Source organism: Streptomyces sp. TAA486, from assembly GCF_000426165.1.
On the sequence record NZ_AUEV01000006.1, the window covers coordinates 334,159 to 359,224 of the forward strand.

The window sequence follows — 25,066 nt, forward strand, 5'->3', positions numbered from 1 at the left end:
AGACCGCGGGCGCACCGTTCGCGGGTACAGGCGCGGGCCCGCGCATGGGCGCCGGGGCAGCGGTGCGGCGCGCCTGGCCCTGATGGCGCTGCCCGTCGCCTTCTTCGCGGTCTTCTTCGCCTACCCGGTGGCCGCGATCGTCGGCCGTGGGCTGCGGACGGCGGCCGGAGCATGGCAACTCGGGCGCCTCGCACAGGTCTTGAGCGATGCGGACACGCTGCACGTGCTGTGGTTCACGGTGTGGCAGGCCGCCGCGTCGACGATGTGCACGCTGGCGCTCGCGCTGCCGTGCGCTTATGTCTTCGCCCGTTTCGACTTCCCCGGGAAGCAGGTGCTGCGCGCCGTCGTCACCGTCCCCTTCGTGCTGCCGACGGTGGTCGTGGGCTCGGCGTTCCTGGCGCTGCTGGGCCGCGGCGGACTCCTGGACGAATGGGTCGGGCTGCGGCTGGACACGAGCGTATGGGCGATCCTGCTCGCACACGTCTTCATCAACTACGCGGTCGTCGTACGGACGGTGGGCGGGCTGTGGTCCCAACTCGACCCGCGCCAGGAGGAGGCGGCACGTGTGCTCGGCGCGAGCCGCTTCGCCGCGTGGCGCCGCGTGACACTGCCCGCGCTCGCACCGTCCGTCGGCGCGGCCGCGCTGATCGTCTTCCTCTTCACCTTCACCTCCTTCGGCGTGATCCAGGTGCTGGGCGGCCCGCGCTACGCCACGCTCGAGGTCGAGATCTACCGGCAGACCGCCGCGCTGCTCGACCTGCCGACCGCCGCCGTGCTCACGCTGCTCCAGTTCGCGGCCGTCACCGCTCTCCTCTTCGTGCACGCCCGCACGATGCGGAAGCGGCAGTCAGCGTTGAGCATGGTCCCGGCAGCAGAGTCCGGGCGCCGTCCCCGCGGCCGGGCCCAATGGGCGCTGCTGGCCTCCGTCCTGGCGGTGACGGGCACGCTGATCCTCGTGCCCCTCGCCGTCCTCACCGCCCGGTCCTTCGACGGGCCCGGCGGCTACGGACTGGCCAACTACCGTGCGCTCGGCGAGGTTTCGGGCACCGCCACCTTCACCGTCCCGCCCGTCGACGCCATCGGTAACTCCCTCGCGTATGCGGGCGTCGCCACGCTGCTGGCCCTCGCCATCGGTGTCCTGGCCGCGGCAGCCCTGACGGCACGCACCGGAACCGGTGACGGGAGCAGCGGCACGGTCGACCGGCTGGTGCGGGGCTTCGACTCGATGCTGATGCTGCCGCTGGGCACCTCCGCGGTCACCGTCGGCTTCGGCTTCCTCGTCGCGCTGGACGAACCGCCCCTGGACCTGCGCTCGTCGTGGATGATCGTGCCCATCGCGCAGGCACTGGTCGGCGTTCCCTTCGTGATCCGGACGATGCTGCCGGTGCTGCACGCGATCGATGCCCGGCTGCGCGAGGCCGCGGCCGTGCTCGGTGCCTCGCCGCTGCGCGCCTGGCGCGAGGTGGACCTGCCGATGGTGAGCCGTGCGCTGCTCGTCGCGGCGGGGTTCGCATTCGCCGTCTCGCTCGGTGAGTTCGGCGCGACGGTCTTCATCGCCCGGCCCGACGCCCCGACTCTCCCCGTCGCCGTCGCCCGCTTCCTGGGCCGTGCGGGAGAGGTCAACTACGGGCAGGCGATGGCCATGAGCACCGTGTTGATGTTCGTGTGCGCCGCGACGCTCCTCGCGTTGGAACGCATACGCACCCACCCCTCGGGAGAGTTCTAGATGCTGCGGCTCGACGGAGTGACAGCCGGTTTCGGCCCCGCACAGTGTGTCCTGGACGGTGTGGACCTTGAGGTCGCCGACCACGAGACGGTGTGCGTGCTGGGCCCCAGCGGAAGCGGCAAGTCGACGCTCCTGCGCGTCATAGCCGGTCTGCACACCCCCGACGCCGGCAGCGTGGAACTCTCCGGCCGTGACCAGAGCGGTGTGCCGCCGCACCGGCGCGGCGTCGGGCTGATGTTCCAGGACCACCAGCTCTTCCCGCAGCGCGACGTCGGGGGCAACGTCGCCTTCGGCCTGCGCATGCGCGGGACCGCGCGGCACGAAGCGGACGACCGTGTCGCCGAACTCCTCGGTCTCGTCGGCCTTCCCGGCGCGGAGCGGCGTGCGGTCACCTCGCTCTCCGGCGGTGAACAGCAGCGTGTCGCGCTCGCGCGGGCTCTGGCCCCGCAGCCGGATCTTCTGATGCTGGACGAGCCCCTGGGGCAGCTCGACCGCGGGCTGCGGGAGCGCCTCGTCGTCGAACTGCGCGCGCTCTTCCGCAAGTTGCGCACCACCGTGCTGGCCGTCACTCACGACCAGGGTGAGGCTTTCGTACTGGCCGACCGCGTCGTGGTGATGAACGAGGGGCGCATCGCCCAGACGGGCACACCACTTGAGGTGTGGCAGCGTCCCGCCTCGGAGTTCGTCGCCCGGTTCCTCGGATTCGACAACGTCGTCGACGGGACGGTTCGCGACGGGGCCGCCGACACCCCCTGGGGCGAACTCCCCGTGGAGGAGGGCACGCGCACCGGCACCTGCCAGCTCCTCGTGCGTCCGGCCGGTGTCCGGCTGACGTCACCGCAGGCCGGGCTGGGATGCACCGTCGAGGCGCGCACCTTCCGCGGCGGCGACACCGCCGAAGTCACGCTCCTGCTCCGGCCGGAGACCGGTCCGCGGCTGGAGGCGTCGTGTCCGCTGCGCGAGGCACCGGAGGACGGGGCCGAGGTCGGCGTCACGTTCGACGGACGGGAGGTGGTGCGGCTCGGCCAAGGCTGAGCCTCATCACGCGCCGTCCCCAGGGGACGTTGGGAGGGCCGGGACCCGGGCCGGCCGGTCAGCCCCTGAGCCGCGCCAGCGTCTCCGGAACTTCCTCGACGGAGGCGGCCAGCGCGATCCGCGATGCCATCGGCCGCTCACGCGCGAGCGCCTGGAGCAGCGGCCAGCACGGCAGCGTCCGCGTCCAGTGCTCCTCGTCGACGAGCACCATCGGCGTCGGAGTGCCGCGCGACTGGTAGTAGTTGGGCGTCGCGTTGTCGAAGATCTCCTGCACGGTCCCGGCCGCACCCGGAAGGAAGACGACGCCGGCGTTCGACCGTGCCAGCAGCCCGTCCTCGCGCACCGCGTTCACGAAGTACTTCGCGATGTGCTGCGCGAAGGCGTTGGGCGGCTCGTGTCCGTAGAACCAGGTCGGGATGCCCACGGAGGCGCCGCCGCCCGGCCAGCCGTCGCGGACCGCGAAGGCGGCACGCGCCCACTCGCCGACGGACTTCTCGAAGGACGGCGCGGTCGAGAGCATCTCCAGCGCCTTGTCCATCATGCCGTCCTCGAAGGGCGCCGCGTAGGCACCGAGGTTCGCGGCCTCCATCGCACCGGGGCCACCGCCCGTCGCCACGGTGTGACCCTCCCGGGCCAGCGCCCTTCCCAGGCGGGCCGCTCCGGCGTACGCGGCGCTCCCGCGCGCCAGCTTGTGCCCGCCCATGACCCCCACGACCCGGGCTCCGACGAGCTGTTCGTCGAGCGCGTCGGAGATCGCGTCGTCGTGCACGGCGCGGAGCATCGAGGAGAAGACGTCACCGTCGTTCTTCGTCCGCTGGAACCAGGCGTACGAGCCGGCATCCGGAGTCCGCTCGTACCCCTCGGCCAGGTCGGAGAACAGCTCCTCCGGGGTGTAGAGACGCCCCCGGTAGGGATCGAACGGCAGGTTCGATACGGGCGGGAAGACCAGCCCGCCGCCCTCCTGCACCCGTACGACCGACTCGGAGGACATCGCACAGCCCAGGAAGACCGCCCCGTCCGTCTCCGCGGACGCCAGCGCCCCGCCGCGCCCGCGCAGGTCGAGGGACTGCACCCGCCATCCGTTGAGCGACCCGGTCGCCTCGACGACGTCGTCGAACTCCTCGAGGGTCTCTATCTCGTGGTCCAGCATTCCGTCAGCGTATGCGCTCACAGCACGAGGGCGGCCCCGCTTGCCATAAGGGGGCCGCCCTTCGATGCGCCGACGGGAATGTGCCCGGCGTCAGGTCGTCAGCGGCAGCGCGGCGAGCTGGCCCACCGCCCAGGTGAGGGCGCCGAGCACGACGCAGATGATGACCGCGCGGAGCACCGCCGCCCCCCTCAGAAGCCGGCGCGGAGCACCCAGCTTGGCCAGGGCGGCGTTCGCGGGTCTGCGGGCCGCGCGGGACTCCGCGGCGGCAGTCAGCGCGCTCGCCGTCACGCAGAGCACGACCAGCGCGGCGCCCAGCAGGGTCAGTGGTCCGAACATGCGGGCACCGTCATGCGGTGACGCACCGTACAGCTCGCTCGCGGCCAGCCCGCCGGCCGCCACCGCGCACAGCACACCGAGCGGCCGGCCGATGCGTGCCGCCTCCTGCTGGAGCACCCGCCCCGCCAGCAGCCGTACGGCGCCCGGCCTGCCGACTGCGAGGAGCCGCCCGCACAGCTGGGTGAGTCCCGGGCCGGCCAGCACGAGACCGAGCACGGTGAGCAGCCAGCCGCCCAGCACACCGGGCGCGCTGTTCGACAGGACCGCCGAGAGGGACAGCGGCTTCGGCGACCGGCTGGCGTACGTCTCCATGGCGAGACCCGCGGCGATGAGCGCGGCACCCCACGGCAGCGTGACGGACGCGGGCAGTGGGCCCGGCAGCACCCGGAAGGACTGCGCCTCCCGGTCGTCCGCCCGCTCGCGGGGAGCTCCCGTCGCCTCGCCGTGTGCGCCGGGCTCCGCGCTGGGTGTGCCCGTTCCGCCGCCGGCAACGGACCCGGCACCCGCACCCGCCGGAGCCGGGAGCATCCCGGGCCGTGTGGCGAGGGCGGCGGCGCCGGCCGCCACCAGAGGCGGTACGCACAGCAGCACCAGGGTCGCGGCGATGGGCAACGGGTGGTCGGCGGCGAGGAGTTTCACGGCCGCGCCGTCGAAAGGGACCGACGCCAGCTGACCGCGAAGGTGCAGATAGATCACGAGCGCGACGGCGCTGCCCAGCAGCGACGACATCGCCGTCGAGACGGCCGCGAGCAGAGGGATGCGGGCCGGGCCCACCCCCGCCGCGTCCAGAGCGGAGGGCGAGCGCGAACCGGGATCCGTGCGGGCGGCGGCCGCGGCGAACTGCACGGCCGCCGCGAGTGGTGCGAGGCACCACACCAGCCGGACGAGAGAGGTACCGGACTGCTGCGGGTGGGCGAGGGCATGGCTGAGAGCCGCCAGCAGCAGGAAGCCCACGACTGCCGTCGCGCATGACACCAGGAGGCGGCGCAGCAGCGTGAGGGGATGACCACCGCGGGCTAGACGGAGAGCGAGCACGCGGCACCCTTGGAGTCTTCGCCGTCCGAGTCGCCTTCGCCCGTGGCCATGCCCTTGCCACCGGCTCCGTCGTTCCCGTCGTCCCCACCACTGTTCGCTTCGCCGGGGCCCGCGGCGATCAGGCCGCCGCTCAACCGGCCGTCGACGAGCGTGAGATTGCGGTCCGCGAGTGTCGGCCCCGCCGCGTCCGCGGCCTCCGGGTCTCCCGGTGTCACCTTCGGCAGCATCACCGCCGGGTCGTGTGTCGTGAGCACCACGGTGATGTCGTGCGTGCGCGCGGCGGTCGTCAGCGTGCGCAGCACCTGGGCCCGTTCCGTCAGGTGCAGGGGAGCGGTCGGCTCGTCGGCGAAGAGGATCGCGGGCGCGGGGGCGAGAGCGCGGGCGATCGCGACGCGCTGACGCTGCGACTGCCGCAGGGCCGAGGGACGCTTGCGTGCGATGTCACCGACGTCGAGCCGCTCCAGCCATTCGACGGCTGCCTTGCGGGCTGCGCGGGAACCGGCGCCGCACAGCATCAGCGGGAGCGCGGCGTTCTCCCACGCCGTCAGCTCCGGGATGAGCTGCGGCTCGCTGCCGACCCAGCCGAAGCGGTCACGGCGAAGCCGTTCGCGTGAGGTGCGCGAGAGCGTGTGCACCGGCACGCTGTTGAACCAGATCTCCCCGTCGTGCGGGGTGAGTTGACCGGACAGGCAGCTCAGCAGAGTGGTCTTGCCGCTGCCGCGAGGTCCGGTGACGGAGACGATCTCGCCGGCGCGGACGCCGATCGATACGCCTTGCAGGGCGGGTGAACCGCCGTACGAGTAGTGCAGTCCGCGTGCCCAGAGCACGTCGTTGTCCGGGGGTGCTGCCACTGAGGGCACCTCCACTCACCTCTGCTCTGCTGGTCCCCGCCGGGCCCCGTCCCACGAAGGGGTGAAGAGGTCCTCGGTCCATCGGTCACAGGAACCGTAAGGACAGCCAAGCGTCCATCCGGCGTCATCCGCCGGGGCGCGGCGCAGATTCCACCGAACGGGCCTCGCAGATGGCCCCGCTTCTTCCGGTGCTCCGGCAGGGGCGGGGCAGCGGTCAGAGCTCGTCGGTGAGGTGGGTGGGGGCGAACATGCGCAGTTCGGCGGGGAGGAGGACGAGCGACGGTCCGGGAGCGGCGAGCGCGGCCGACAGGTCCTCGCGCAGCGACTCAGGGGAGCTGCGCACCGCCGGTACGCCGAACGACTCCGCCAGCGCCACGAAGTCGGGGCGGGCGAGTTCGGTGCCGGTCGTCTCGCCGAATGCCTCCGTCATGTAGCTGCGGAGGATTCCGTAGCCGCCGTCGTCGACGATGAGCCAGGTGACCGGGAGGTCGTACTGGTGCGCCGTGGCGAGTTCGGCGATGGAGTACATCGCTCCGCCGTCGCCGGAGACGGCGAGGACCGGGGTGCGGCGCTCGGGGTCGGCCGCGGCCGCTCCGAGCGCGGCGGGGAAGCCGTATCCGAGGCCGCCGGCCCCCTGAGCGGAGTGCATGGCTCCTTCGCGGGGGTCGAAGGCGGACCAGGCCCAGTAGGCGAGGATCGTCATGTCCCAGAAGCTGGGTGAGGTGTCGGGGAGCGCTTCGCGCACCGCGCCGAGCACCTGCTGTTCGAGGTCGAGGCCCTGGGACGCGATCCGGGCGCGCACCCGGTCCAGCAGCGCGGCCACCTCACGTTCCGCCTGGCCCGCGGGCCGGGGGGCGACGGCCGCGGCGAGCGATTCGAGGGCCTCCCGTGCGTCGGCGTGTATGCCGAGCGCGGGGTGGTTGGCCTCCAGCTTTCCGACGTCCGCCTCGATGTGGATGACGCGGCCGCGGGGGTCGAACGTGTGGTAGTTGGACGAGAGTTCGCCGAGCCCCGACCCGACGACGAGCAGCACGTCGGCGTCGGCCAGGAACTCGGTGGTGTGCCGGTCCTCCAGCCAGGAGCCGAGGGAGAGCCGGTGCTCATAGGGGAAGGCACCCTTTCCGCCGAAGGTCGTGGCGACGGGGGCGTCCAACTGTTCGGCGAGGCTGAGCAGTTGTGCCTGGGCGCCGGCCCGTACGACGCCGCCGCCCGCGAGCACGGCCGGCCGTTCCGCCGCGTTGAGCAACGCGGCGGCGCGGGCGGTCAGTTCGGGACGGGCCGGCAGGGGGCGGGGGCTCGCCGGTCCGTCCGGCGCGGCGAGTGACTCGGGGGGCGGCACATCGGTGGGCGCGAGGAGGACGTCCTGCGGTATCTCGACCCAGGCGGGACCGCACGGCGCCTCCGCCGCGTCGGCCCAGGCCGCGGCGAGCGCCGAGGGGATCTGCGAGACGGCCCGCACGGTGTGGACCGACTTCACGACGTCGCGGAACGAGGCCTTCTGGTCGCGGAGTTCGTGCAGATACCCTTTGCGGCCGCCGCCGAGACCGGCCGTGGGCACCTGGCTGCTGATGCCGAGCACGGGCGCGGACGCGGCGGCGGACTCCTGGAGCGCGGCCAGCGACATCAGCGCACCCGGGCCGGTTGATATCAGCAGCGGGGTGACGGTGCCGGTGAGGCGGGCGTACGCGTCGGCGGCGAAGCCCGCGTTGTTCTCCACCCGCAGCCCGACGTACGACAGTTGGGAGCGGCGTACGGCGTCGAAGGCACCCAGCGCGTGCTGGCCCGGCAGTCCGAAGACGGTGCGGGCACCGAGCGCGGTGAGGGATTCGGTGACGAGGTCGCTGCCTGTACGGACTGCCGGTGCGGATGCCATGCGGGGGGTCGCGCCTTTCACGGTCGGGGACATGGGATGCGGGTGTGCGGGCGTGCGGTTTTCGGGCGTGCGGGCCGGGCGCGCCTGGCCCGCACGCCCGAGTGCACCCGCGGCGCCGGGGCGTCGCGGGCGCACTGCGGTCAGACCCCGGCGGGGGCGTCGGCGCCGGGCTTCTCGCCGTCCCGCAGCGCCTGGCCCGCCAGCCGTGCACGCCACTCGGCGAGCACCGCGGGGTCGGTCGGCTTGCCGGCCAGGCTCACCCCGACGTGGGTGACCAGGGAGGCCAGAAGCCCGTAGTAGATGGCCTCGGGGGCAAGTACCCCCTTCCAGGCCATCATCGCGATGACGGTCGCGCCGCCCACGGCCACGGCCGCCAGGGCCCCGTTCGCCGTGCCGCGCTTCCAGACCAGGCCGCCCAGGATCGGGACCAGGAGCCCGCCGACCAGCAGGTTGTACGCCACGGTCAGGGCCTCGACGACGTCGTTGAGCGCGATGGATATCACCACGACGGCCAGGCCCATGATCAGGATGAACACGCGGTTGCCGCGGACCTCGTCGTGAGGCGCCTCCTGGGCCTCGTCCTCCGCGGGGCTGCCGGAGGCGGAAGCGTCGGCAGGGGCACCGGCGGCGCCCGGCTTGGGCGTGACGCGGCGCAGCCGATTCCAGATGTCGTTGTTGGCGACGGTCGCGCAGGCTATGAGCGCACCCGAAGAGGTCGACATGACGGCCGAGAGCGCGGCTGCCAGCACCAGGCCCTTCACACCTATCGGAAGCGCGTCGCCGACGATGGTCGCGAAGGCCGCGTCGGGGCTGTCCAGCTTCGGGTAGAGCGCCTTGGTGGCGGTGCCGATGACGGCACCCGCGATCGCGTAGACGAGGCAGTAGACACCGGCGACCGAACCGCCGCTGCGGGCGACGGTGTCGCTGCGCGCCGTGAAGACCCGCTGCCAGATGTCCTGCCCGATCAGCATTCCGAACGAGTAGATGAGCACGTACGTGAACACCGTCTGGACGCCGATGTTCATGGGGGAGAAGTAGTCGTCGGGCAGCTGCTTCTGCATGCCGTCGATGCCGCCCGCCTTCCAGACGGCGATGGGCAGAAGGAGCAGCAGCACACCGACCGACTTGACGACGAACTGCGCCATGTCCGTCAGCGTGATCGACCACATGCCACCGAGCGTCGAGTACGCGATGACGATGCCGCCGCCCAGCATGATCGCCAGCGTCCGGTCGAGGCCGAAGATGACGTCGAAGATGGTCGCGTAGGCGATCGTCGAGGTGACGGCGAGCATCAGCGTGTACGCCCACATCACCGCCCCCGAGATCACCGAGGACGAGCCTCCGTAGCGCAGGTCGAGCATCTGGCTGACGGTGTAGACCTTCAGCCGGGAGATGCGGGCGGAGAAGAAGATGCTCAGGGCCAGCAACCCGAAGCCGATCGCGAACACCAGCCAGGCGCCCGAGAGTCCGTACTGGTATCCCAGGCCGACTCCGCCGATGGTCGAGGCGCCGCCGAGCACGATGGCGGCCATCGTGCCGGAGTACATGGTCGGGCCGAGTCGCCGGCCCGCGACGAGGAAGTCGCTCTTGGACTTGGCGCGGCGCATGCCCCACCAGCCGACAGCGAGCATGCCCACGAGATAGATGATGATCACTGCGTAGTCGACAGCCATGGGGTGCTCCTCTGGCCGAGCGGGGGAGGGGGAGTCGAGGGGGGAGGGGGAGAGCGGAGAGATGAAGCGGGGGACCGGGGTGGGGACGGGGTTGTGCGAAACGTTCGACCGGGAGCCTAGGTGTCGTCAAGGGAGCCAGGAAGTGTACGTTTCCTCCATCGAAGCGGCTTCGGCTGTAGGAATCGTCCATGGCCGTCCGCGGTTCTTGACCGTCCGGGCCCCATGACCGCGTACGAGAGGTGGTGGCCGTGCAGGAACTGGTGCCGCCCACCGTTCCCGTGCCGCTGTCCGCGCTGACGGACGATGCGGAGCTCGGTCTGCGGCAGGTCGCGGGCCCGGACGGCCGGGAGACCTCCGTGTACTCGGTGCACACCAGCGAGATGGCGGACCCGCTGCCGTATCTGCTCGGCGGGGAGCTGCTGCTGAGCGCGGGCGTGCACTGCGAGCCGGGCCCGGACCAGGGCGCGCACTGGGAGCGCTACGCGCAGCGGTCCGTCGAGGCCGGTGCGGCGGCGCTCGGATTCGGCATCGCCCCTGTGCACGACGAGGTGCCCGCGGAGCTCAAGGACGCGTGCGACCGGCTCGGCCTCCCGCTGGTCGAGGTGCCGCGGGACACCCCCTTCACCGCGGTCGCACGGTCGGTCTGGCAGGCGATCACACAGCGCCGGCACCAGGCGCTGCGGAGGCTGAGCGAGTCGCAGCAGACGCTCGCCGCGGCGGCGGCCGGGCCGCATCCCGTACCGGCGGTGCTCGGGCAGCTGGCTCAGCGCCTCGACGCCTGGGCGGTGCTGCTGTCGCCGGACGGAGGCGAGCTCGCATCGGCGGGAACGGCGCCGCCGGACGATGCGCGTGCCGAACTCGCCTCGCTCACCGGGCTGTTGCGCCAAGGACCGTCATCGGCGGCGGGCACGGCCGGTGAACTCCACCTGAGCGTCTACGGATTGGGCGGCGGGGGCCGGCGCAAGCCTCTCGCCCTCGGCCTGTGCGCACCCCACAGGGACGGCATCGACGGCGCGATCGCGACGGTGGCCGTCGTCCTGCTCACGCTGCTCACGGAGCGGCGCGCGGCGGCGGCGGGCGAGCAGCGTTCCGCCGCGCTCGTACGGCTGATGCTGGGCGCTTCCGCCGAGGAGGCGGCACCGCTGCTGGGCGGGGGTGCTCAGCGCTGGACCGTGGTGCACGGCCGCCGCCGTCGCGGACACGGTGCGGGCGCGGCCCGTGGCGACGGCCCGACGGGGGCCTGGCGTGAGGAGGATCCGTTCACCACGACGGCACTCGCGGCCGGACTGGGCACCACGCTCATCGACCTCGACGGAGGTGAACTGCGTGCCCTCGTGCCGGTGGGCGGCGGCTCGGACGCTGACGGGCCCGTATCCGTGGACCCCCAGCAGGGCTGGACGCTCGGCGTGAGCCGCCCCGTGCCCGCCGACGGCCTCGACCGCGGCGAGAGGGAGGCCCGGCGCGCGCTGCGGCGGGCACTGGCGGAAAGGCGCCCGCTGGTGCGCGAAGTACCCGACGGCGGGGGCGAACTCGCGGACGTGGCCTCGCTGGTGTCGCCCGAGGAGGGCAGGGCGCTGGCGAAGGCACGGCTCGCGCCGCTCGACGGGCGCCCCGATCTCGTGGAGACGCTGCGCATGTGGCTGTCGCTGAACGGCAGTTGGGACCGTACGGCGGTGGCGCTGGAGATACACCGCAACACCGTCCGGCAGCGCATCGCCCGCGTCGGCGCGCTGCTCGGCCAGGACCTGGCCGGTCCGGACGTTCGCATGGAGCTGTGGTTCGCGCTCAAGTGGTGCTGACCCGCCGGGTGTTGGGGGCACCGGGCGGGTCAGCACGTACGGTTCAGAGCTTCTTCCACGCCTCCGTCAGGACGGAGCGGAGGATCGTTTCGGCCTCGTCGAAGATGCTCTGGTCGGCGATGAGCGGCGGAGCGAGCTGGACCACCGGGTCGCCCCGGTCGTCGGCGCGGCAGTAGAGCCCGGCGTCGAAGAGGGCCTTGGAGAGGAAGCCGTAGAGGATCCGCTCCGACTCCTCCTCGGTGAACGTCTCCTTGGTGGCCTTGTCCTTGACGAGTTCGATCCCGTAGAAGTACCCGTTGCCGCGCACGTCACCGACGATCGGCAGATCGAGCAGCTTGCGCAGCGTGCCGAGGAAGGCCTCCTCGTTGTCGAGCACATGCTGGTTGAGTCCCTCGCGCTCGAAGATGTCGAGGTTGGCCAGCGCCACCGCCGCGGAGACCGGGTGGCCGCCGAAGGTGTAGCCGTGGAGGAAGGTGTTGTCGCCCTTCCAGAACGGCTCGGCCAGGCGGTCGGAGATGATCGCCGCACCGATGGGCGAGTACCCGGAGGTCATGCCCTTCGCACAGGTGATGATGTCCGGCACGTAGCCGAACTTGTCGCAGCCGAACAGGGTGCCCAGGCGTCCGAAGGCGCAGATCACCTCGTCGGAGACGAGCAGCACGTCGTACTCGTCGCAGATCTCGCGGACGCGCCGGAAGTAGCCGGGAGGCGGCGGGAAGCAGCCGCCGGCGTTCTGGACGGGTTCGAGGAAGACGGCCGCCACGGTCTCCGGGCCCTCGAAGAGGATCTGCTGCTCGATCTGGTCTGCGGCCCAGCGGCCGAACGCCTCGGGGTCGTCGCCGTGTACGGGCGCCCGGTAGATGTTCGTGTTCGGCACCTTGTACGCGCCCGGCACGAGCGGTTCGTACGGCGCCTTGAGGCCGGGGAGTCCGGTGATCGACAGGGCGCCGTGCGGCGTGCCGTGGTAGGCGACGTTGCGGGAGATGACCTTGTACTTGCCGGGGTTCCCGTTGAGCTTGTGGAACTGCTTGGCCAGCTTCCACGCGGTCTCGACGGCCTCTCCGCCTCCCGTGGTGAAGAAGACCTTGTTCAGGTCGCCTGGCGCGTGGTGCGCGAGCCGCTCCGCGAGCTCGATCGCCTTGGGGTGGGCGTAGGACCAGATCGGGAAGAAACCGAGGTCCTGCGCCTGCTTGTTGGCGGCCTCGGCGAGCTCGGTGCGGCCGTGCCCCGCCTGTACGACGAAGAGCCCGGCGAGGCCGTCGAGGTAGCGCTTGCCGTTGGTGTCGTAGATGTGGGTGCCCTCGCCCCGGACGATCGTGGGTACGGGCGCCCTGTCGTACGACGACATGCGGGTGAAGTGCATCCACAGATGGTCGTGGGCGGTCTTGGAGAGATCCTTGCTCACGGTTATCGGGTTCCCCACGTGTAGGTCTGCTTTCGCAGCTTGAGGTAGACGAAACTCTCGGTGGAGCGCACGCCGGGAAGCGAGCGGATCCGCTTGGTGATCATTTCGAGAAGGTGTTCGTCGTCCTGGCAGACGATTTCGGCGAGCAGGTCGAACGAACCGGCCGTGATGACCACGTAGTCGACCTCGTCGATCTCCGCGAGGGCGTCCGCGACGGAATGAAGATCGCCCTCGACGTTGATGCCCACCATCGCCTGCCGCAGGAAGCCGACGGTCAGGGGATCGGTGACGGCGACGATCTGCATGACACCCTGGTCCTGGAGCTTCTGGACCCGCTGGCGCACGGCGGCTTCCGACAGCCCGACGGCCTTACCGATGGCGGCGTACGGGCGCCGGCCGTCCTCTTGAAGCTGTTCGATGATCGCCAGCGACACATCGTCAAGCGAACGGATGCCGTTTGTCTTCTTCGCGTCTCGGGCCACGCACGACACTGTGCATGAGACCTCCTCCGAATCGCAACCCACAAGCAATGTAATTCGAAGCAATATGTGGCTGTGGGAACAGAATCCGTCGTTGCTGGTGTGGTGGTGTATCGAAAGCGTTGCGCTGCTGGTTAGGGTGGCGGTCTCACCCAATGGACAACGGAGCAGGAGGGGTGCGAAGTGACCACCGAGCTGCGTCGGCTGCGCAACTACATCGACGGGGAGTTCCGGGACGCCGCTGACGGCCGGACCACGGACGTGGTCGATCCGGCCACGGGCGAGGCATACGCCACCGCGCCGCTTTCCGCCGCCGCCGATGTCGATGCCGCGATGGCCGCAGCCGAGAAGGCCTTCCCGGCCTGGCGCGATGCCACTCCGGCCACGAGGCAGAAGGCGATCCTGAAGATCGCGGACGCCCTCGAGGCCCGGGCGGACGAGTTCCTTGCCGTCGAGTGCGAGAACTGCGGCAAGCCGCTCGAGCTGACACGGCAGGAAGAACTGCCCATGATGCTCGACCAGATCCGGTTCTTCGCGGGTGCCGCCCGGATGCTGGAGGGCAAGTCCGCGGGCGAGTACATGGAGGGGCTGACCTCCTATGTGCGGCGCGAGCCCGTCGGTGTCTGCGCGCAGGTCGCGCCCTGGAACTACCCGGCGATGATGGCCGTCTGGAAGTTCGCCCCCGCTCTGGCGGCGGGCAACACGGTCGTGCTCAAGCCGTCCGACACCACGCCCGCCTCGGCGGTCTTCATGGCCGAAGTGATGGGCGAGATCCTGCCCAAGGGCGTCTTCAACGTCATCTGCGGCGACCGCGACACCGGACGCCTCATGGTCGAGCACAAGACGCCCGCGATGGCCTCCATCACCGGGTCCGTGCGTGCGGGCATCGAGGTCGCGGGCAGCGCGGCCAAGGACGTCAAGCGCGTGCACCTGGAGCTGGGCGGCAAGGCGCCGTGTGTCGTCTTCGACGACGCCGACGTACAGGCCGCGGTCGAGGGCATCCGGGACGGCGGCTTCTTCAACGCCGGTCAGGACTGCACCGCCGCCACCCGCGTGCTCGTACAGGAGGGCGTGTACGAGCAGTTCGTCACCGCGCTGGCCAAGGCGGCGGGTGAGGTGAAGACCGGCGACCTCAGCGACCCGGACTGCTTCTACGGCCCGCTCAACAACCCCACCCACCTGGAGAAGGTGAGCGGCTTCATCGACCGGCTACCCGCGCACGCCAAGGTCGAGTCGGGCGGCGAACGGGTCGGCGACAAGGGCTGGTTCTTCGCTCCGACGGTCGTCTCGGGGCTGCGTCAGGACGACGAGATCATCCAGAACGAGGTCTTCGGTCCGGTCATCACGATCCAGAAGTTCACCGACGAGGACCAGGCCGTGGGCTGGGCCAACGACGTCGAGTACGCGCTGGCTTCCTCGGTGTGGACGAAGGACCACGGCCGTGCGATGCGCCTGTCCCGTTCGCTCGACTTCGGCTGTGTGTGGATCAACACCCACATCCCGCTCGTCGCGGAGATGCCGCACGGCGGGTTCAAGAAGTCCGGCTACGGCAAGGACCTTTCGGCCTACGGCCTGGAGGACTACACCCGCGTCAAGCACGTCATGACGGCGCTGTGATCCGCTGAGCGTCGGGCCCGGTGAGAACCGGCCGCCGGCCTCTCAGGGCCCCGTGCTGGTGCGAATGCGCCCCGGGGCCCTGCCCGGTTGGGGCCTGCTCGTTACACGGATTGCTTGACGGCCGGTATGCGACGGATGGTTGTCTACGTCGGACACCTGACCACACTCGGAAACGGGGATCGCGTGCTCATCTTCGGTACGTCGACCAAGATGCATCAGCTGGCCATGCTGAATCTGCTGTGCGGCTACTGCGGCAATCCGTCGGCCCATTCGCTGCGCAAGCGGGTCATGAAGTTCTCGCTGTTCTTCATCCCGCTGTTCCCGATAGCACCGGCGAAGCACTATCTGCAGTGCACCTTCTGCGGTGGCGCGAGCGAAGTGACCAAGGAGAACGCGGAGCAGCTGCTGGCGCAGGGCGGTGGCGGCCCGCAGCCCGGGTACGGCGCTCCGCAACAGGGGCAGCCGTACCTCCCGCCGCAGGGCAATCCGTTCGCCGGTCAGCAGCCGCAGGGTCAGCAGCCGCCGCAGAACCCGTACCAGTCCTGACGCCGGACGGTACGGGGCGCACCGCTCGTGCGCCGGAGGGGCAGGGAGCCACAGGCCGCCTGCCCCTCCGGCGTTTTGTGCCCGGTGCCGGGGTGCGGCGTCACTGCTGCCGGCCCCAGTCGGTGAGATAGGCGTCGATCTCGTCGTTCAGCCGGGTCTTGCCGGGTGCGTCCATGAAGGAGGCCGTCACCGCGTTCTTCGCCAGGTCCGCGATGCCCGCCGCGTCGAGGCTCAGCAGCCGGGCCGCGATGGCGTACTCGGTGTTGAGGTCCGTGCTGAACATCGGCGGATCATCGCTGTTGATCGTCACGAGGACGCCGGCCTCGACCATCTCCCGTACCGGGTGGTCGTCGAGGTCCTCGACCGCGCGGGTCGCGATGTTGGAGGTGGGGCAGACCTCCAGCGGGATCCGGTGTTCCGCGAGGTGTTCCAGAAGCCGCAGGTCCCGCACGGAGCTCGTGCCGTGTCCGATGCGCTCGGCCCGCAGCGAGGTGAGGGCGTCCCAGACGGTCTCCGGTCCCGTCGTCTCGCCCGCGTGCGGCACGCTGTGCAGCCCCGCGGCGATCGCCCGGTCGAAGTGCGGCGTGAACTGCGGGCGGGGAACGCCGATTTCCGGCCCGCCGAGCCCGAAGGAGATCAGGCCGTCGGGACCCATCTCCGTGGCGATGCGCGTGGTCTCCTCGGCCGCGGGCAGTCCCGCTTCCCCGGGGATGTCGAAGGTCCAGCGCAGCACGACGCCCAGTTCCTTCTCCGCCGCGACGCGGGCGTCCTCGATGGCGTCCAGGAAGGCCTCGGCGGCTATGCCACGGCTGGTGGAGCTGAACGGGGTGACGGTCAGCTCGGCGTAGCGCACCTGCTGGCGTGCCAGGTCGCGGGCGATCTCGAAGGTGAGCAGCCGTACGTCCTCGGCGTCCCTCAGCAGGTCGACGACCGACAGATAGACCTCGATGAAGTGGGCGAAGTCGGTGAAGGTGAAGAAGTCCCTCAACGCCTCGGGGTCGTGCGGGACGCTGGAGTCGGGGTGCCGGGCGGCCAGTTCGGCGACGATCCGTGGTGAGGCCGAACCGACGTGGTGCACATGCAGCTCGGCCTTGGGCAGCCCGGCGATGAATGCGTTGAGGTCGGACAACTGAGGCCTCCAGTGGGGAAAAGCGAACCGGATCATCGTATGCGGGGAGTTCCGGCGGACGAATAGCATGGCCGCCGGACGAGGAACCCCGGGAGGGGACATGGAAGACCACACCGGGCAACCGGGGAGGCCCGGCGAGGAACCGCACAATCCGTGGGCGCCCCCTCAGGACGGGGTCGCACCGGGCAGGGGGAGCATGGACCAGAACGAAGAGGACCGCAGGCGCCGTTCGGTGGCCGAGCAGCCGACGATCACATCGGGCTCCGGTGGGGCGCCGCCCCCGGTCCCGCCGGCGCCCGGGGCGCCGGCGGGAGCTCCCGGAGGGGGCGCGAGCGCCGGTTACGGGGCTTCGCCGTACGGTTCACCGTCGCCGTACGGGCAGCACGGTCACCAGCACTACGGCAAGGGCGGCGCCGCGTACGGCTATCCGTCCCCCGGGCCGCAGCCCTACGGATACGGAGCGGGGCCCGGCCCCGCGGGCTTCGGCTGGCACGGCCCTCCGCCGTCCAACGGGAAGTCGGTCGCGGCGATGGTGGTCGGCATCATCGGCCTCGTCGCCGTCTCCACCTGCTGGGGGAGTTTCCTCGGGATCATTCTCAGCCCGGTCGCCCTCGGGCTCGGGCTCTCCGCGAAGCGGGCCGTGGACCGGGGTGAGCTGGGCGGGCGCGGCCAGGCGGTGGCGGGATTCGTGATGGGGATCGTGGGGACGGTCCTGTCCGTGATCTGCGTGGGGTTCCTGCTCGTGGTGGTGGTCTTCTACGGCGAGGAACTGGAGGACTCCGACCCGAGCACCGGCGGGAGCGGTTCCTCGCTCGACGCGCGGGGGAGTACGGCGGCGTTGGTGCTGCCCGCGGCTGCGGATCGTGATGCCTCAAGCACGCATGGAATGCAGATTCCGTAGCGCAATCAAAAGGTAACGACGGAATCCCTTGTTGAATCGGGATCGTCCTGCCAGGATCGGCGTCCAACAGCAGCTGACGCCCCGCCATGGCAGGAGAGCTCGATGGTCCAGCGCTTCGATGTGTCCTCACGGTTCGCAGCGGGCGCGCAGTTCACCGGAGGACGGCTCGGATCCGGCACCTCGGGGCGGACGCACACCGTCCTCGACCCGGCCACGGGCGAGAGCGTCCTCGGCTACGAACTGGCAGGTCCCGACGACGTCGACGCTGCCGTGGAGGCGGCGGGACGCGCGCTGCCGGAGTGGGCGGGCGCGACGCCGGGCGAGCGCTCGGACGCGATGCACCGCTGGGCCGCCGTACTGCGGGAGCGCACCGAGGAGTTCGTGTACGCGGAGTCGCTCCAGTGCGGCAAGCCGCTGAAGCTCTCCGAGGAGTTCGACGTGCCGGGCTCCTTCGACAACGTCGCGTTCTTCGCGGGAGCCGCCAGGCAGCTGCCGGGCGTCGCGGCCGCCGAGTACAGCGGCGACCACACCTCGTACGTGCGCCGCGAACCGCTCGGCGTCATCGGCTCCGTCGCGCCCTGGAACTACCCGCTGCAGATGGCCGCCTGGAAGGTCCTCCCGGCCGTGGCCGCGGGCAACACGATCGTCCTCAAGCCCTCCGAACTGACCCCGCTCACCTCGCTGATGTTCGCCGAGGCCGCCTGCGAGGCCGGCATCCCGGACGGCGTGGTCAATATCGTCTCCGGCGCCGGTCCCGACGCGGGGGAGACGCTGGTGGGACACCCGTCCGTCGCCATGACCTCCTTCACCGGGTCGACCGCCGTCGGCAAGCGCGTCGCCGAGATCGCGACCGGCAGCGTCAAGCGGCTCCACCTGGAGCTGGGCGGCAAGGCGCCGTTCGTCGTCTTCGACGACGCCGACCTGACGGCCGCCGTGCACGGCGCGGTGGCCGGCGCCCTGATCAACTCCGGTCAGGACTGCACCGCCGCGACGCGTGCGTACGTACAGCGGCCGCTCTACGAGGAGTTCGTCAGCGGCGTCGCCGACCTCATGCGGGAGGTGCGGGTGGGTGACCCCTTCGCGCCCGGCACCGACCTCGGTCCCCTGGTCTCCTCCGCGCACCGTGACCGCGTCGCCGGGTTCGTGGAGCGGGCCCGCGGCTACGCGACCGTCGTCACCGGCGGTGAGGCACCGGGAGGCGAGCTGGCGAAGGGTGCCTACTATCTGCCGACCCTGATCACGGACGCTCCGCAGGACAGCGAGATCGTCCAGCAGGAGGTCTTCGGGCCGGTACTCACCGTCCTGCCCTTCGACGCCGACGACCAGGGCATCGCCCTGGCCAACGACACTCCGTACGGGCTGGCCGCCTCCGCCTGGAGCCGCGACGTCTTCCGTACGGGCAGCGCGGCACGCCAGATCCGGGCGGGCTGCGTCTGGATCAACGACCACATCCCGATCATCAGCGAGATGCCGCACGGCGGCTACAAGGCCTCCGGCTACGGCAAGGACATGTCCGCGTACTCCTTCGAGGAGTACACACAGGTCAAGCACGTCATGCAGGACACCACCGCACAGCCCCGCAAGGACTGGCACCGCACGGTCTTCGGTGACCGCTGAACCGCCGGACCACCTGCTCACAGCACCCGAACTCCCTTCCCCTCCATCAACCGGAAGGCAGCCACCGATGGACCTGGACCCGCAGCTGTACGAAGGCTTGCCCGACCCCGTGCGCAAGGCCTGGGAACGGAGCCTGACCAGCGGACGCGCGGCCATGAGCCGCCGCCGGCTGCTGCGCCTCGGCTCCCTGGCCATGGGCGGTGCGGCGCTCGCCGCCTGCGGCATACCGCCCGCCGAGGGCAGCCGCGGCGGCAACGACCCCGAGGACACCCCCGACTACTCCAAGAAGGAGGGCGTCCTCAACTTCGCCAACTGGCCGCTCTACATAGACGTCGACGACAAGAACAAGAAGAAGCGCCCGACGTTGGACCGCTTCATGCGCGAGACCGGCATCAAGGTGAAGTACGTCGAGGACATCAACGACAACAGCGAGTTCTACGGCAAGATCAAGCCGCAGCTCGCCGCCGGTCAGGACACAGGCCGCGACCTGGTCTGCCTCACCGACTGGATGGCCGGGCGCCTGATCCGCCAGGGCTGGGCGCAGCGTCTGGATCCCGCTCGTATGCCCAACGCGGTGGCCAATGTGGAGGACCGCTTCCGTACGGCCGCGCAGGACCCGGGACGGCAGTACAGCTACCCGTGGGCGGGCATCGCCTGCGTCGTCGCGTACAACAAGAAGGCCACGGGTGGGAAGAAGGTCACCAGCGTCAGCCAGCTGCTGGAGGACGAGTCGCTCAAGGGCAAGGTGTCCATGCTCACCGAGATGACCGACACCGTCGGAATGACGATGCTGGACCTCGGGATCGATCCGGAGAAGTTCGACGGCGACGACTTCGACAGGGCCATCGCCCGGATACAGAAGGCCGTGGACCGTAAGCAGTTGCGACGCTTCAGCGGCAACGACTACATCGACGAGCTGAGTTCGGGCGACATCGCCGCATGTCTGGCATGGGCGGGCGACATCGTGCAGCTGAAGCTCGACAACCCGGACATCGAGTTCGCCATCCCGGAGAGCGGCTACCGCTTCGCTACGGACGACCTGCTCGTACCCGCCAAGGCACGGCACCGGGCGAACGCCGAGGAGTTGATCAACTACTACTACGACCCCAAGGTGGCCGCGGAACTGACCGCCTGGGTCAATTACATCTGCCCGGTCTCCGGAGCCAAGGCCGAGATGGAGAAGATCGACAAGGACCTCGCAGAGGACCCGCTGATCTTCCCCGATGCCAAGACCGCAGAGCGCGGAAAGGCCTTCCGGCCGATGTCCGACAAGGAACAGGCCCGCTACGAGAACAAGTTCGCCAAACTCATCGGCGCCTAGGGGGCATCGGCCATGACGATCACGCTCACCGGAATCAGCAAGGTCTTCGGCGACTTCACCGCCGTACATCCCCTGGACCTGACCATCCCTGAAGGCTCCTTCTTCGCGCTGCTCGGCGCTTCCGGCTGCGGCAAGACCACGACCCTGCGCATGATCGCCGGGCTCGAGGAGCCGACGGGCGGCAGTGTCCGGCTCGGCGAGGAGGACATCACCGGGCTGCCGCCGCACAAGCGCCCCGTGAACACCGTCTTCCAGAACTACGCCCTCTTCCCGCACCTCGACGTGGCGGAGAACGTCGCGTTCGGACTGCGCCGCCGCGGCATCAAGTCCGTGCGCAAGCAGGTCGAGGAGATGCTGGAACTCGTCGAGCTGGGCCAGCTGGCCAAGCGCAAGCCGCGTCAGCTGTCCGGCGGGCAGCAGCAACGCGTCGCTCTCGCCCGTGCGTTGATCAACCGGCCGCAGGTGCTGCTGCTGGACGAGCCGCTCGGCGCGCTCGACCTCAAGCTGCGCCGGCAGATGCAGCTGGAGCTCAAGCGCATCCAGACGGAGGTCGGCATCACCTTCGTCCACGTCACGCACGACCAGGAGGAGGCCATGACGATGGCCGACACCGTGGCCGTCATGAACGGGGGACGCGTGGAGCAACTCGGCCCGCCCGACGAGCTCTACGAGCGGCCCCGCTCCACCTTCGTCGCCAACTTCCTCGGCACCTCCAACCTCATCGAGGCTGAGATCACCGAGGCGAAGGGCGAGGACCTGGTGCTGAAGGCAGCCGCCTCCGACACCGTGATGCGGCTGCCCGTGGACCGGTGCGCCGTCGACAACCCGCAGGCGGGCAGCAAGGTGCTGGTGGGCGTGCGTCCCGAGAAGATCTCGCTCACACACGCCGAGGACGCGGGCGCGGGGGAAGGCGGCGCGGACAACCGGCTCACCGGGCGCATACGCGACGCCGGCTACCTCGGCGTCTCCCTCCAGTACGTCATCGACAGCCCCGTGTGTCCCGAATTCAGCGTCTACGAACAGAACGTGGAGAGGGACACGCGTCTGACGCCCGGCACCGAAGTGGTACTGAGCTGGCGTCCCGCACACACCTTCGCGCTGGACGCCGCACAGGACGCCGACGCCGGCACGGTGGAGGAGGCGCTGTGACGACGACCCTTCCGGCGTCCGCGGGCGCCTCGCCGCCGCCCGGGCCCGCCGGGCCGGTGAATTCCTCCGGGCCGTCCGACGCCGCGGGCACATCCGCCCGCCCCCGGCGCCGCCTCACGCCGTACTGGCTGCTGCTTCCGGCAGGGCTGTGGCTCGCCGTCTTCTTCGTCGCGCCGTTCTTCTACCAGGCATCGACGTCCGTGCAGAGCGGCAGCCTGGAGGAAGGCTTCCGCGTCACCTGGGACTTCACCAACTACACCGATGCGCTGGCGACTTACGCGCCGCACTTCCTGCGCTCGTTCCTCTACGCCGCCACGGCGACCCTGCTGTGCCTGCTCATCGGCTACCCGCTCGCGTACATGATCGCGTTCCGCGCGGGACGGTGGCGCGGGCTGCTGCTGGTGATGGTCATCGCGCCCTTCTTCACCAGCTTCCTCATCCGCACACTCGCCTGGAAGACGATCCTCTCGGACGCCGGCCCGGTCGTGAGCGTGCTGAAGTCCGTGCACATCCTGGACGTCACCAGCCAGTTGGGCCTGACCGCGGACGACAGGCTCCTCGCGACGCCGCTCGCCGTGGTGTGCGGACTGACGTACAACTTCCTGCCGTTCATGATCCTGCCGCTCTACAGCTCCCTGGAGCGGATCGATCTCTCGCTGCACGAGGCGGCACGGGATCTGTACGCGAAGCCGGCGACGGTCTTCCGCAAGGTCACCTTCCCGCTCTCCCTCCCCGGAGTTGTGGCCGGAACGCTGCTGACCTTCATCCCCGCCTCGGGCGACTACATCAACGCCCAGCTGCTGGGCTCGCCGAACACGCAGATGGTCGGCAACGCCATCCAGAAGCAGTTCCTCAACGTCCTCGACTACCCGGCAGCAGCCGCCATGTCGTTCATCCTCATGGCGATCATCCTGATCGTGGTGAGTGTCTACATGCGCAAGGCCGGAACGGAGGAACTGGTGTGATGGCCACCGGAACGCACTTCGACAACTCCTCCCGGACCAAGGGAGGTTCAGCGGGCGGTTCACCGGCTCCCGCCGGTGGTTCCCCGGCGCTCGCGCCGCTGCGCTGGCTGCGCCGCCACGCCGTCGTCCTCGCCGGCGCGGCGTCACTGCTGTATCTGCTGCTGCCGAACGTGGTGGTGATGCTCTTCTCCTTCAACAAGCCGGCGGGACGCTTCAATTACGAGTGGCGCACCTTCTCCACGGACGCGTGGACCGACCCGTGCGGCGTCGCCGACATGTGCGGATCCCTGGGGCTGAGTCTCCAGATCGCCGTGGTGTCCACGCTGGTGGCCACCGCGTTCGGCACGTTCGCCGCATTCGCCCTCGCCCGCTACCGCTTCCGCGGCAAGGGCACCGGCAACGCGCTGATCTTCCTGCCGATGGCGATGCCCGAGGTCGTCATGGGCGCCTCGCTCGGCACGCTCTTCCTCAACACCCGGGTCGCCTTCGGCTTCGTCACGATCCTCATCGCCCACATCATGTTCTGCCTGAGCTTCGTGGTGGTCGCCGTGAAGGCGCGCGTGATGAGCATGGACCCACGCCTGGAGGAGGCGGCGCGCGATCTGTACGCGGGGCCGGTGCAGACGTTCCTGCGGGTCACGCTGCCGCTGGCGGCGCCGGGCATCGCGGCGGGCGCGATGCTCAGCTTCGCGCTCTCCTTCGACGACTTCATCATCACCCAGTTCAACGCCGGTCCCTCGACGGTCACTTTCCCGATGTTCGTATGGGGAGCGGCGCAGCGCGGCGTGCCCGTGCAGGTGAACGTCATCGGCACGGCCATGTTCCTGATCGCTGTCGCGATAGTCCTCGGCGGCCAGATCGCCGCCGGCCGGCGCAGGAGGCAGGCGTGAGCGCACCGGCGGACAGATCCCGCTTCGGCGACGCGGCCGGCGAGGGGGAGGCCGAAGCTGCCCGGGCGCTCGCGGGTGCGCGGCCCGTGCCCTTCTGGCTGGACGACCCGGAGCGCCGTCCCGCTGCGCTGCCCTCCCTGGCCGGGGAGACGCAGTGCGATCTGGCAGTCGTCGGCGGCGGATACAGCGGCCTGTGGACGGCGCTCATCGCGAAGGAGCGCGACCCGTCCCGTGACGTGGTCCTGCTGGAGGGCAAGGAGACCGGGTGGGCCGCGTCCGGACGCAACGGAGGCTTCTGCGACTCCTCCCTCACCCATGGCTTCGCCAACGGTCTCGCCCGCTGGCCCGAGGAGATCGAGAAGCTGGAGCGCCTCGGGCTCGCCAACCTGGACGCCATCGAGGGAGCCGTTCGGCGCCACGGCATCGACTGCGACTTCGAACGCACCGGTGAGATCGAGGTGGCGACCCAGCCGCACCAGGTGGCCGAGCTCCGGGAAGCCGCGGCTCAGGCACGGCGGCACGGGTTCGCCGACCGCGTGACCTTCCTCGACCGCCCGGCGGTACGCGAGCAGGTCGACTCGCCCTCCTTCCTCGCCGGCCTCTGGTTCCGCCAGAGCGTGGCCATGCTCAACCCTGCGAAGCTCGCCTGGGGACTCAAGCGGGCCTGTGTGGAGGTGGGCGTCCGCATCTACGAGTACACACCGGTGCGCGGACTGACCGCCGACGACGACGGGGTGACCATGGGCACTCCCTACGGGCGCGTCCGCACCCAGCAGGTCGCCCTCGCCACGAACGCCTTTCCCTCGCTGCTGCGGAGGCTGCGCCCCTACATCGTTCCCGTCTACGACTACGCGCTGATGACCGAGCCGCTGGACGAGCGGCAGCGGGCCGCCGTCGGCTGGGAGGGCCGGCAGGGGCTCGCGGACAGCGCCAACCACTTCCACTACTTCCGGCTGACCGCCGGCAACCGCATCCTGTGGGGCGGTTACGACGTCCTGTACCACTACGGCAGCAGGATCGCCGCCGAGTTCGACCAGCGCCCCGAGACCTTCCGCACGCTCGCAGGCCACTTCTTCGACACCTTCCCGCAGTTGAGGGGTCTGCGCTTCACCCACGCATGGGGCGGTGTCATCGACACCTGCTCCCGCTTCTCGCCCTTCTTCGGCACGGCGCACGGCGGGCGCGTCGCGTACGCCGCCGGCTACACGGGACTGGGTGTGGGGGCGACGCGCTTCGGGGCAGAGGTGATGCTCGACCTGCTCAGCGGTGACTCGACGGAGCGCACGGAGCTGACGCTGGTGCGCAAGAAGCCGCTGCCGTTCCCGCCGGAGCCGGTGCGCTGGGCCGGGATCGCGCTGACGCAGTGGTCGCTCTCGCGCGCGGACGCGCGGGGAGGCCGCCGCAACCTGTGGCTGAAGGCCATGGACGCGGCGGGGATGGGCTTCGACAGCTGACAGCCGAAAGCTGAGACCTGAAAGCTGACACAACTGACCTGACAATCGGCTGCCGAGAACCGACGGCAGACCGCTCAAGAACGGGGCAGGCACGCGTCTTCACTGGTGGCGCCGG

General features: G+C 70.4%; 20 protein-coding genes. 12 read left to right on the forward strand and 8 right to left on the reverse strand.

Going from position 1 to position 25,066, the window contains the following annotated elements:
• Positions 1 to 82 precede the first annotated feature (82 nt).
• The gene (locus I004_RS0110365) at positions 83 to 1,726 is read left to right on the forward strand and encodes an ABC transporter permease (RefSeq protein WP_028435429.1); all 1,644 of its coding nucleotides are present in this window, start codon (positions 83 to 85) and stop codon (positions 1,724 to 1,726) included.
• Positions 1,727 to 2,761 (forward strand): ABC transporter ATP-binding protein, encoded by a 1,035-nt coding sequence (locus I004_RS0110370; protein WP_028435430.1) that lies wholly within the window; start codon positions 1,727 to 1,729, stop codon positions 2,759 to 2,761. It begins immediately after the preceding gene.
• 58 nt (positions 2,762 to 2,819) lie between these two features.
• Here I004_RS0110370 and I004_RS0110375 read toward each other — a convergent pair whose 3' ends face one another.
• The 5 genes from I004_RS0110375 to I004_RS0110395 form a co-directional block, all read right to left on the reverse strand.
• Positions 2,820 to 3,911, reverse strand: coding sequence for an SLOG cluster 4 domain-containing protein (locus I004_RS0110375; RefSeq protein ID WP_037975647.1), 1,092 nt, complete (start codon positions 3,909 to 3,911; stop codon positions 2,820 to 2,822).
• A 90-nt stretch (positions 3,912 to 4,001) separates the two neighbouring features.
• Positions 4,002 to 5,282, reverse strand: a complete 1,281-nt coding sequence (locus tag I004_RS0110380; RefSeq protein ID WP_028435432.1) for a hypothetical protein — start codon at positions 5,280 to 5,282, stop codon at positions 4,002 to 4,004.
• Positions 5,264 to 6,133, reverse strand: coding sequence for an ATP-binding cassette domain-containing protein (locus I004_RS0110385; RefSeq protein ID WP_028435433.1), 870 nt, complete (start codon positions 6,131 to 6,133; stop codon positions 5,264 to 5,266). Before I004_RS0110385 ends, I004_RS0110380 begins: the two co-directional genes overlap by 19 nt.
• 214 nt (positions 6,134 to 6,347) lie before the next feature.
• On the reverse strand, positions 6,348 to 8,039 hold the full coding sequence (locus tag I004_RS0110390) for a thiamine pyrophosphate-binding protein (RefSeq protein WP_051344901.1): 1,692 nt from the start codon (positions 8,037 to 8,039) through the stop codon (positions 6,348 to 6,350).
• Positions 8,040 to 8,146: 107 nt separating this feature from the next.
• Entirely contained in the window at positions 8,147 to 9,679 is a 1,533-nt protein-coding gene (locus I004_RS0110395; RefSeq protein ID WP_028435435.1) for a sodium:solute symporter family protein, read from the reverse strand.
• A gap of 248 nt (positions 9,680 to 9,927) precedes the next feature.
• On the opposite strand from I004_RS0110395, the gene I004_RS0110400 reads away from it, so the two are divergent.
• Entirely contained in the window at positions 9,928 to 11,478 is a 1,551-nt protein-coding gene (locus I004_RS0110400) for a PucR family transcriptional regulator (protein WP_028435436.1), read from the forward strand.
• Between the two features lie 43 nt (positions 11,479 to 11,521).
• Here I004_RS0110400 and I004_RS0110405 read toward each other — a convergent pair whose 3' ends face one another.
• Together I004_RS0110405 and I004_RS0110410 are read right to left on the reverse strand one after the other, a co-directional pair.
• A complete protein-coding gene (locus I004_RS0110405; protein ID WP_078510980.1) occupies positions 11,522 to 12,901 on the reverse strand; it encodes an aspartate aminotransferase family protein in 1,380 nt (459 codons plus the stop codon).
• Positions 12,886 to 13,374, reverse strand: a complete 489-nt coding sequence (locus I004_RS0110410) for an Lrp/AsnC family transcriptional regulator (RefSeq protein ID WP_028435438.1) — start codon at positions 13,372 to 13,374, stop codon at positions 12,886 to 12,888. Before I004_RS0110410 ends, I004_RS0110405 begins: the two co-directional genes overlap by 16 nt.
• Positions 13,375 to 13,545: 171 nt before the next feature.
• Between I004_RS0110410 and I004_RS0110415 the strand changes: the two genes are divergently transcribed.
• Entirely contained in the window at positions 13,546 to 14,979 is a 1,434-nt protein-coding gene (locus I004_RS0110415; protein WP_028435439.1) for a gamma-aminobutyraldehyde dehydrogenase, read from the forward strand.
• A 183-nt stretch (positions 14,980 to 15,162) separates the two neighbouring features.
• Positions 15,163 to 15,525: a zinc ribbon domain-containing protein gene (locus tag I004_RS0110420; RefSeq protein ID WP_028435440.1), complete on the forward strand. Its 363-nt coding sequence runs from the start codon at positions 15,163 to 15,165 to the stop codon at positions 15,523 to 15,525.
• Between the two features lie 100 nt (positions 15,526 to 15,625).
• Here the strand turns inward: I004_RS0110420 and I004_RS0110425 are convergent, their stop codons facing one another.
• The gene (locus tag I004_RS0110425) at positions 15,626 to 16,654 is read right to left on the reverse strand and encodes an adenosine deaminase (RefSeq protein ID WP_028435441.1); all 1,029 of its coding nucleotides are present in this window, start codon (positions 16,652 to 16,654) and stop codon (positions 15,626 to 15,628) included.
• Between the two features lie 196 nt (positions 16,655 to 16,850).
• On the opposite strand from I004_RS0110425, the gene I004_RS33270 reads away from it, so the two are divergent.
• The 7 genes from I004_RS33270 to I004_RS0110460 all read left to right on the forward strand — a co-directional run bounded on the left by I004_RS33270 (position 16,851) and on the right by I004_RS0110460 (position 24,951).
• Entirely contained in the window at positions 16,851 to 17,555 is a 705-nt protein-coding gene (locus I004_RS33270; RefSeq protein ID WP_078510983.1) for a DUF4190 domain-containing protein, read from the forward strand.
• Between the two features lie 102 nt (positions 17,556 to 17,657).
• Positions 17,658 to 19,172 carry a gamma-aminobutyraldehyde dehydrogenase gene (locus tag I004_RS0110435; protein WP_028435442.1) on the forward strand — a complete coding sequence of 505 codons (1,515 nt, stop codon included), beginning with the start codon at positions 17,658 to 17,660 and terminating at the stop codon, positions 19,170 to 19,172.
• Positions 19,173 to 19,239: 67 nt separating this feature from the next.
• Positions 19,240 to 20,493, forward strand: coding sequence for a polyamine ABC transporter substrate-binding protein (locus I004_RS0110440; RefSeq protein ID WP_037975651.1), 1,254 nt, complete (start codon positions 19,240 to 19,242; stop codon positions 20,491 to 20,493).
• 12 nt (positions 20,494 to 20,505) lie between these two features.
• Positions 20,506 to 21,642, forward strand: a complete 1,137-nt coding sequence (locus I004_RS0110445; RefSeq protein ID WP_028435444.1) for an ABC transporter ATP-binding protein — start codon at positions 20,506 to 20,508, stop codon at positions 21,640 to 21,642.
• Positions 21,639 to 22,607: an ABC transporter permease gene (locus I004_RS0110450; protein WP_028435445.1), complete on the forward strand. Its 969-nt coding sequence runs from the start codon at positions 21,639 to 21,641 to the stop codon at positions 22,605 to 22,607. The genes I004_RS0110445 and I004_RS0110450 overlap by 4 nt, the downstream gene beginning before the upstream one ends.
• Entirely contained in the window at positions 22,607 to 23,497 is an 891-nt protein-coding gene (locus tag I004_RS0110455) for an ABC transporter permease (RefSeq protein ID WP_078510984.1), read from the forward strand. Before I004_RS0110450 ends, I004_RS0110455 begins: the two co-directional genes overlap by 1 nt.
• A complete protein-coding gene (locus tag I004_RS0110460) occupies positions 23,494 to 24,951 on the forward strand; it encodes an FAD-dependent oxidoreductase (protein ID WP_028435447.1) in 1,458 nt (485 codons plus the stop codon). The genes I004_RS0110455 and I004_RS0110460 overlap by 4 nt, the downstream gene beginning before the upstream one ends.
• Positions 24,952 to 25,066: the final 115 nt, after the last annotated feature.

Excerpts from the sequence above, each read along its gene's own strand:
- I004_RS0110365 (WP_028435429.1), top strand. The coding sequence starts at position 83 with ATGGCGCTGCCCGTCGCCTTCTTCGCGGTCTTCTTCGCCTACCCGGTG.
- I004_RS0110370 (WP_028435430.1), top strand. The coding sequence starts at position 1,727 with ATGCTGCGGCTCGACGGAGTGACAGCCGGTTTCGGCCCCGCACAGTGT.
- I004_RS0110375 (WP_037975647.1), bottom strand. The coding sequence starts at position 3,911 with ATGCTGGACCACGAGATAGAGACCCTCGAGGAGTTCGACGACGTCGTC.
- I004_RS0110390 (WP_051344901.1), bottom strand. The coding sequence starts at position 8,039 with ATGTCCCCGACCGTGAAAGGCGCGACCCCCCGCATGGCATCCGCACCG.
- I004_RS0110395 (WP_028435435.1), bottom strand. The coding sequence starts at position 9,679 with ATGGCTGTCGACTACGCAGTGATCATCATCTATCTCGTGGGCATGCTC.
- I004_RS33270 (WP_078510983.1), top strand. The coding sequence starts at position 16,851 with ATGGACCAGAACGAAGAGGACCGCAGGCGCCGTTCGGTGGCCGAGCAG.
- I004_RS0110435 (WP_028435442.1), top strand. The coding sequence starts at position 17,658 with ATGGTCCAGCGCTTCGATGTGTCCTCACGGTTCGCAGCGGGCGCGCAG.
- I004_RS0110440 (WP_037975651.1), top strand. The coding sequence starts at position 19,240 with ATGGACCTGGACCCGCAGCTGTACGAAGGCTTGCCCGACCCCGTGCGC.
- I004_RS0110445 (WP_028435444.1), top strand. The coding sequence starts at position 20,506 with ATGACGATCACGCTCACCGGAATCAGCAAGGTCTTCGGCGACTTCACC.
- I004_RS0110455 (WP_078510984.1), top strand. The coding sequence starts at position 22,607 with ATGGCCACCGGAACGCACTTCGACAACTCCTCCCGGACCAAGGGAGGT.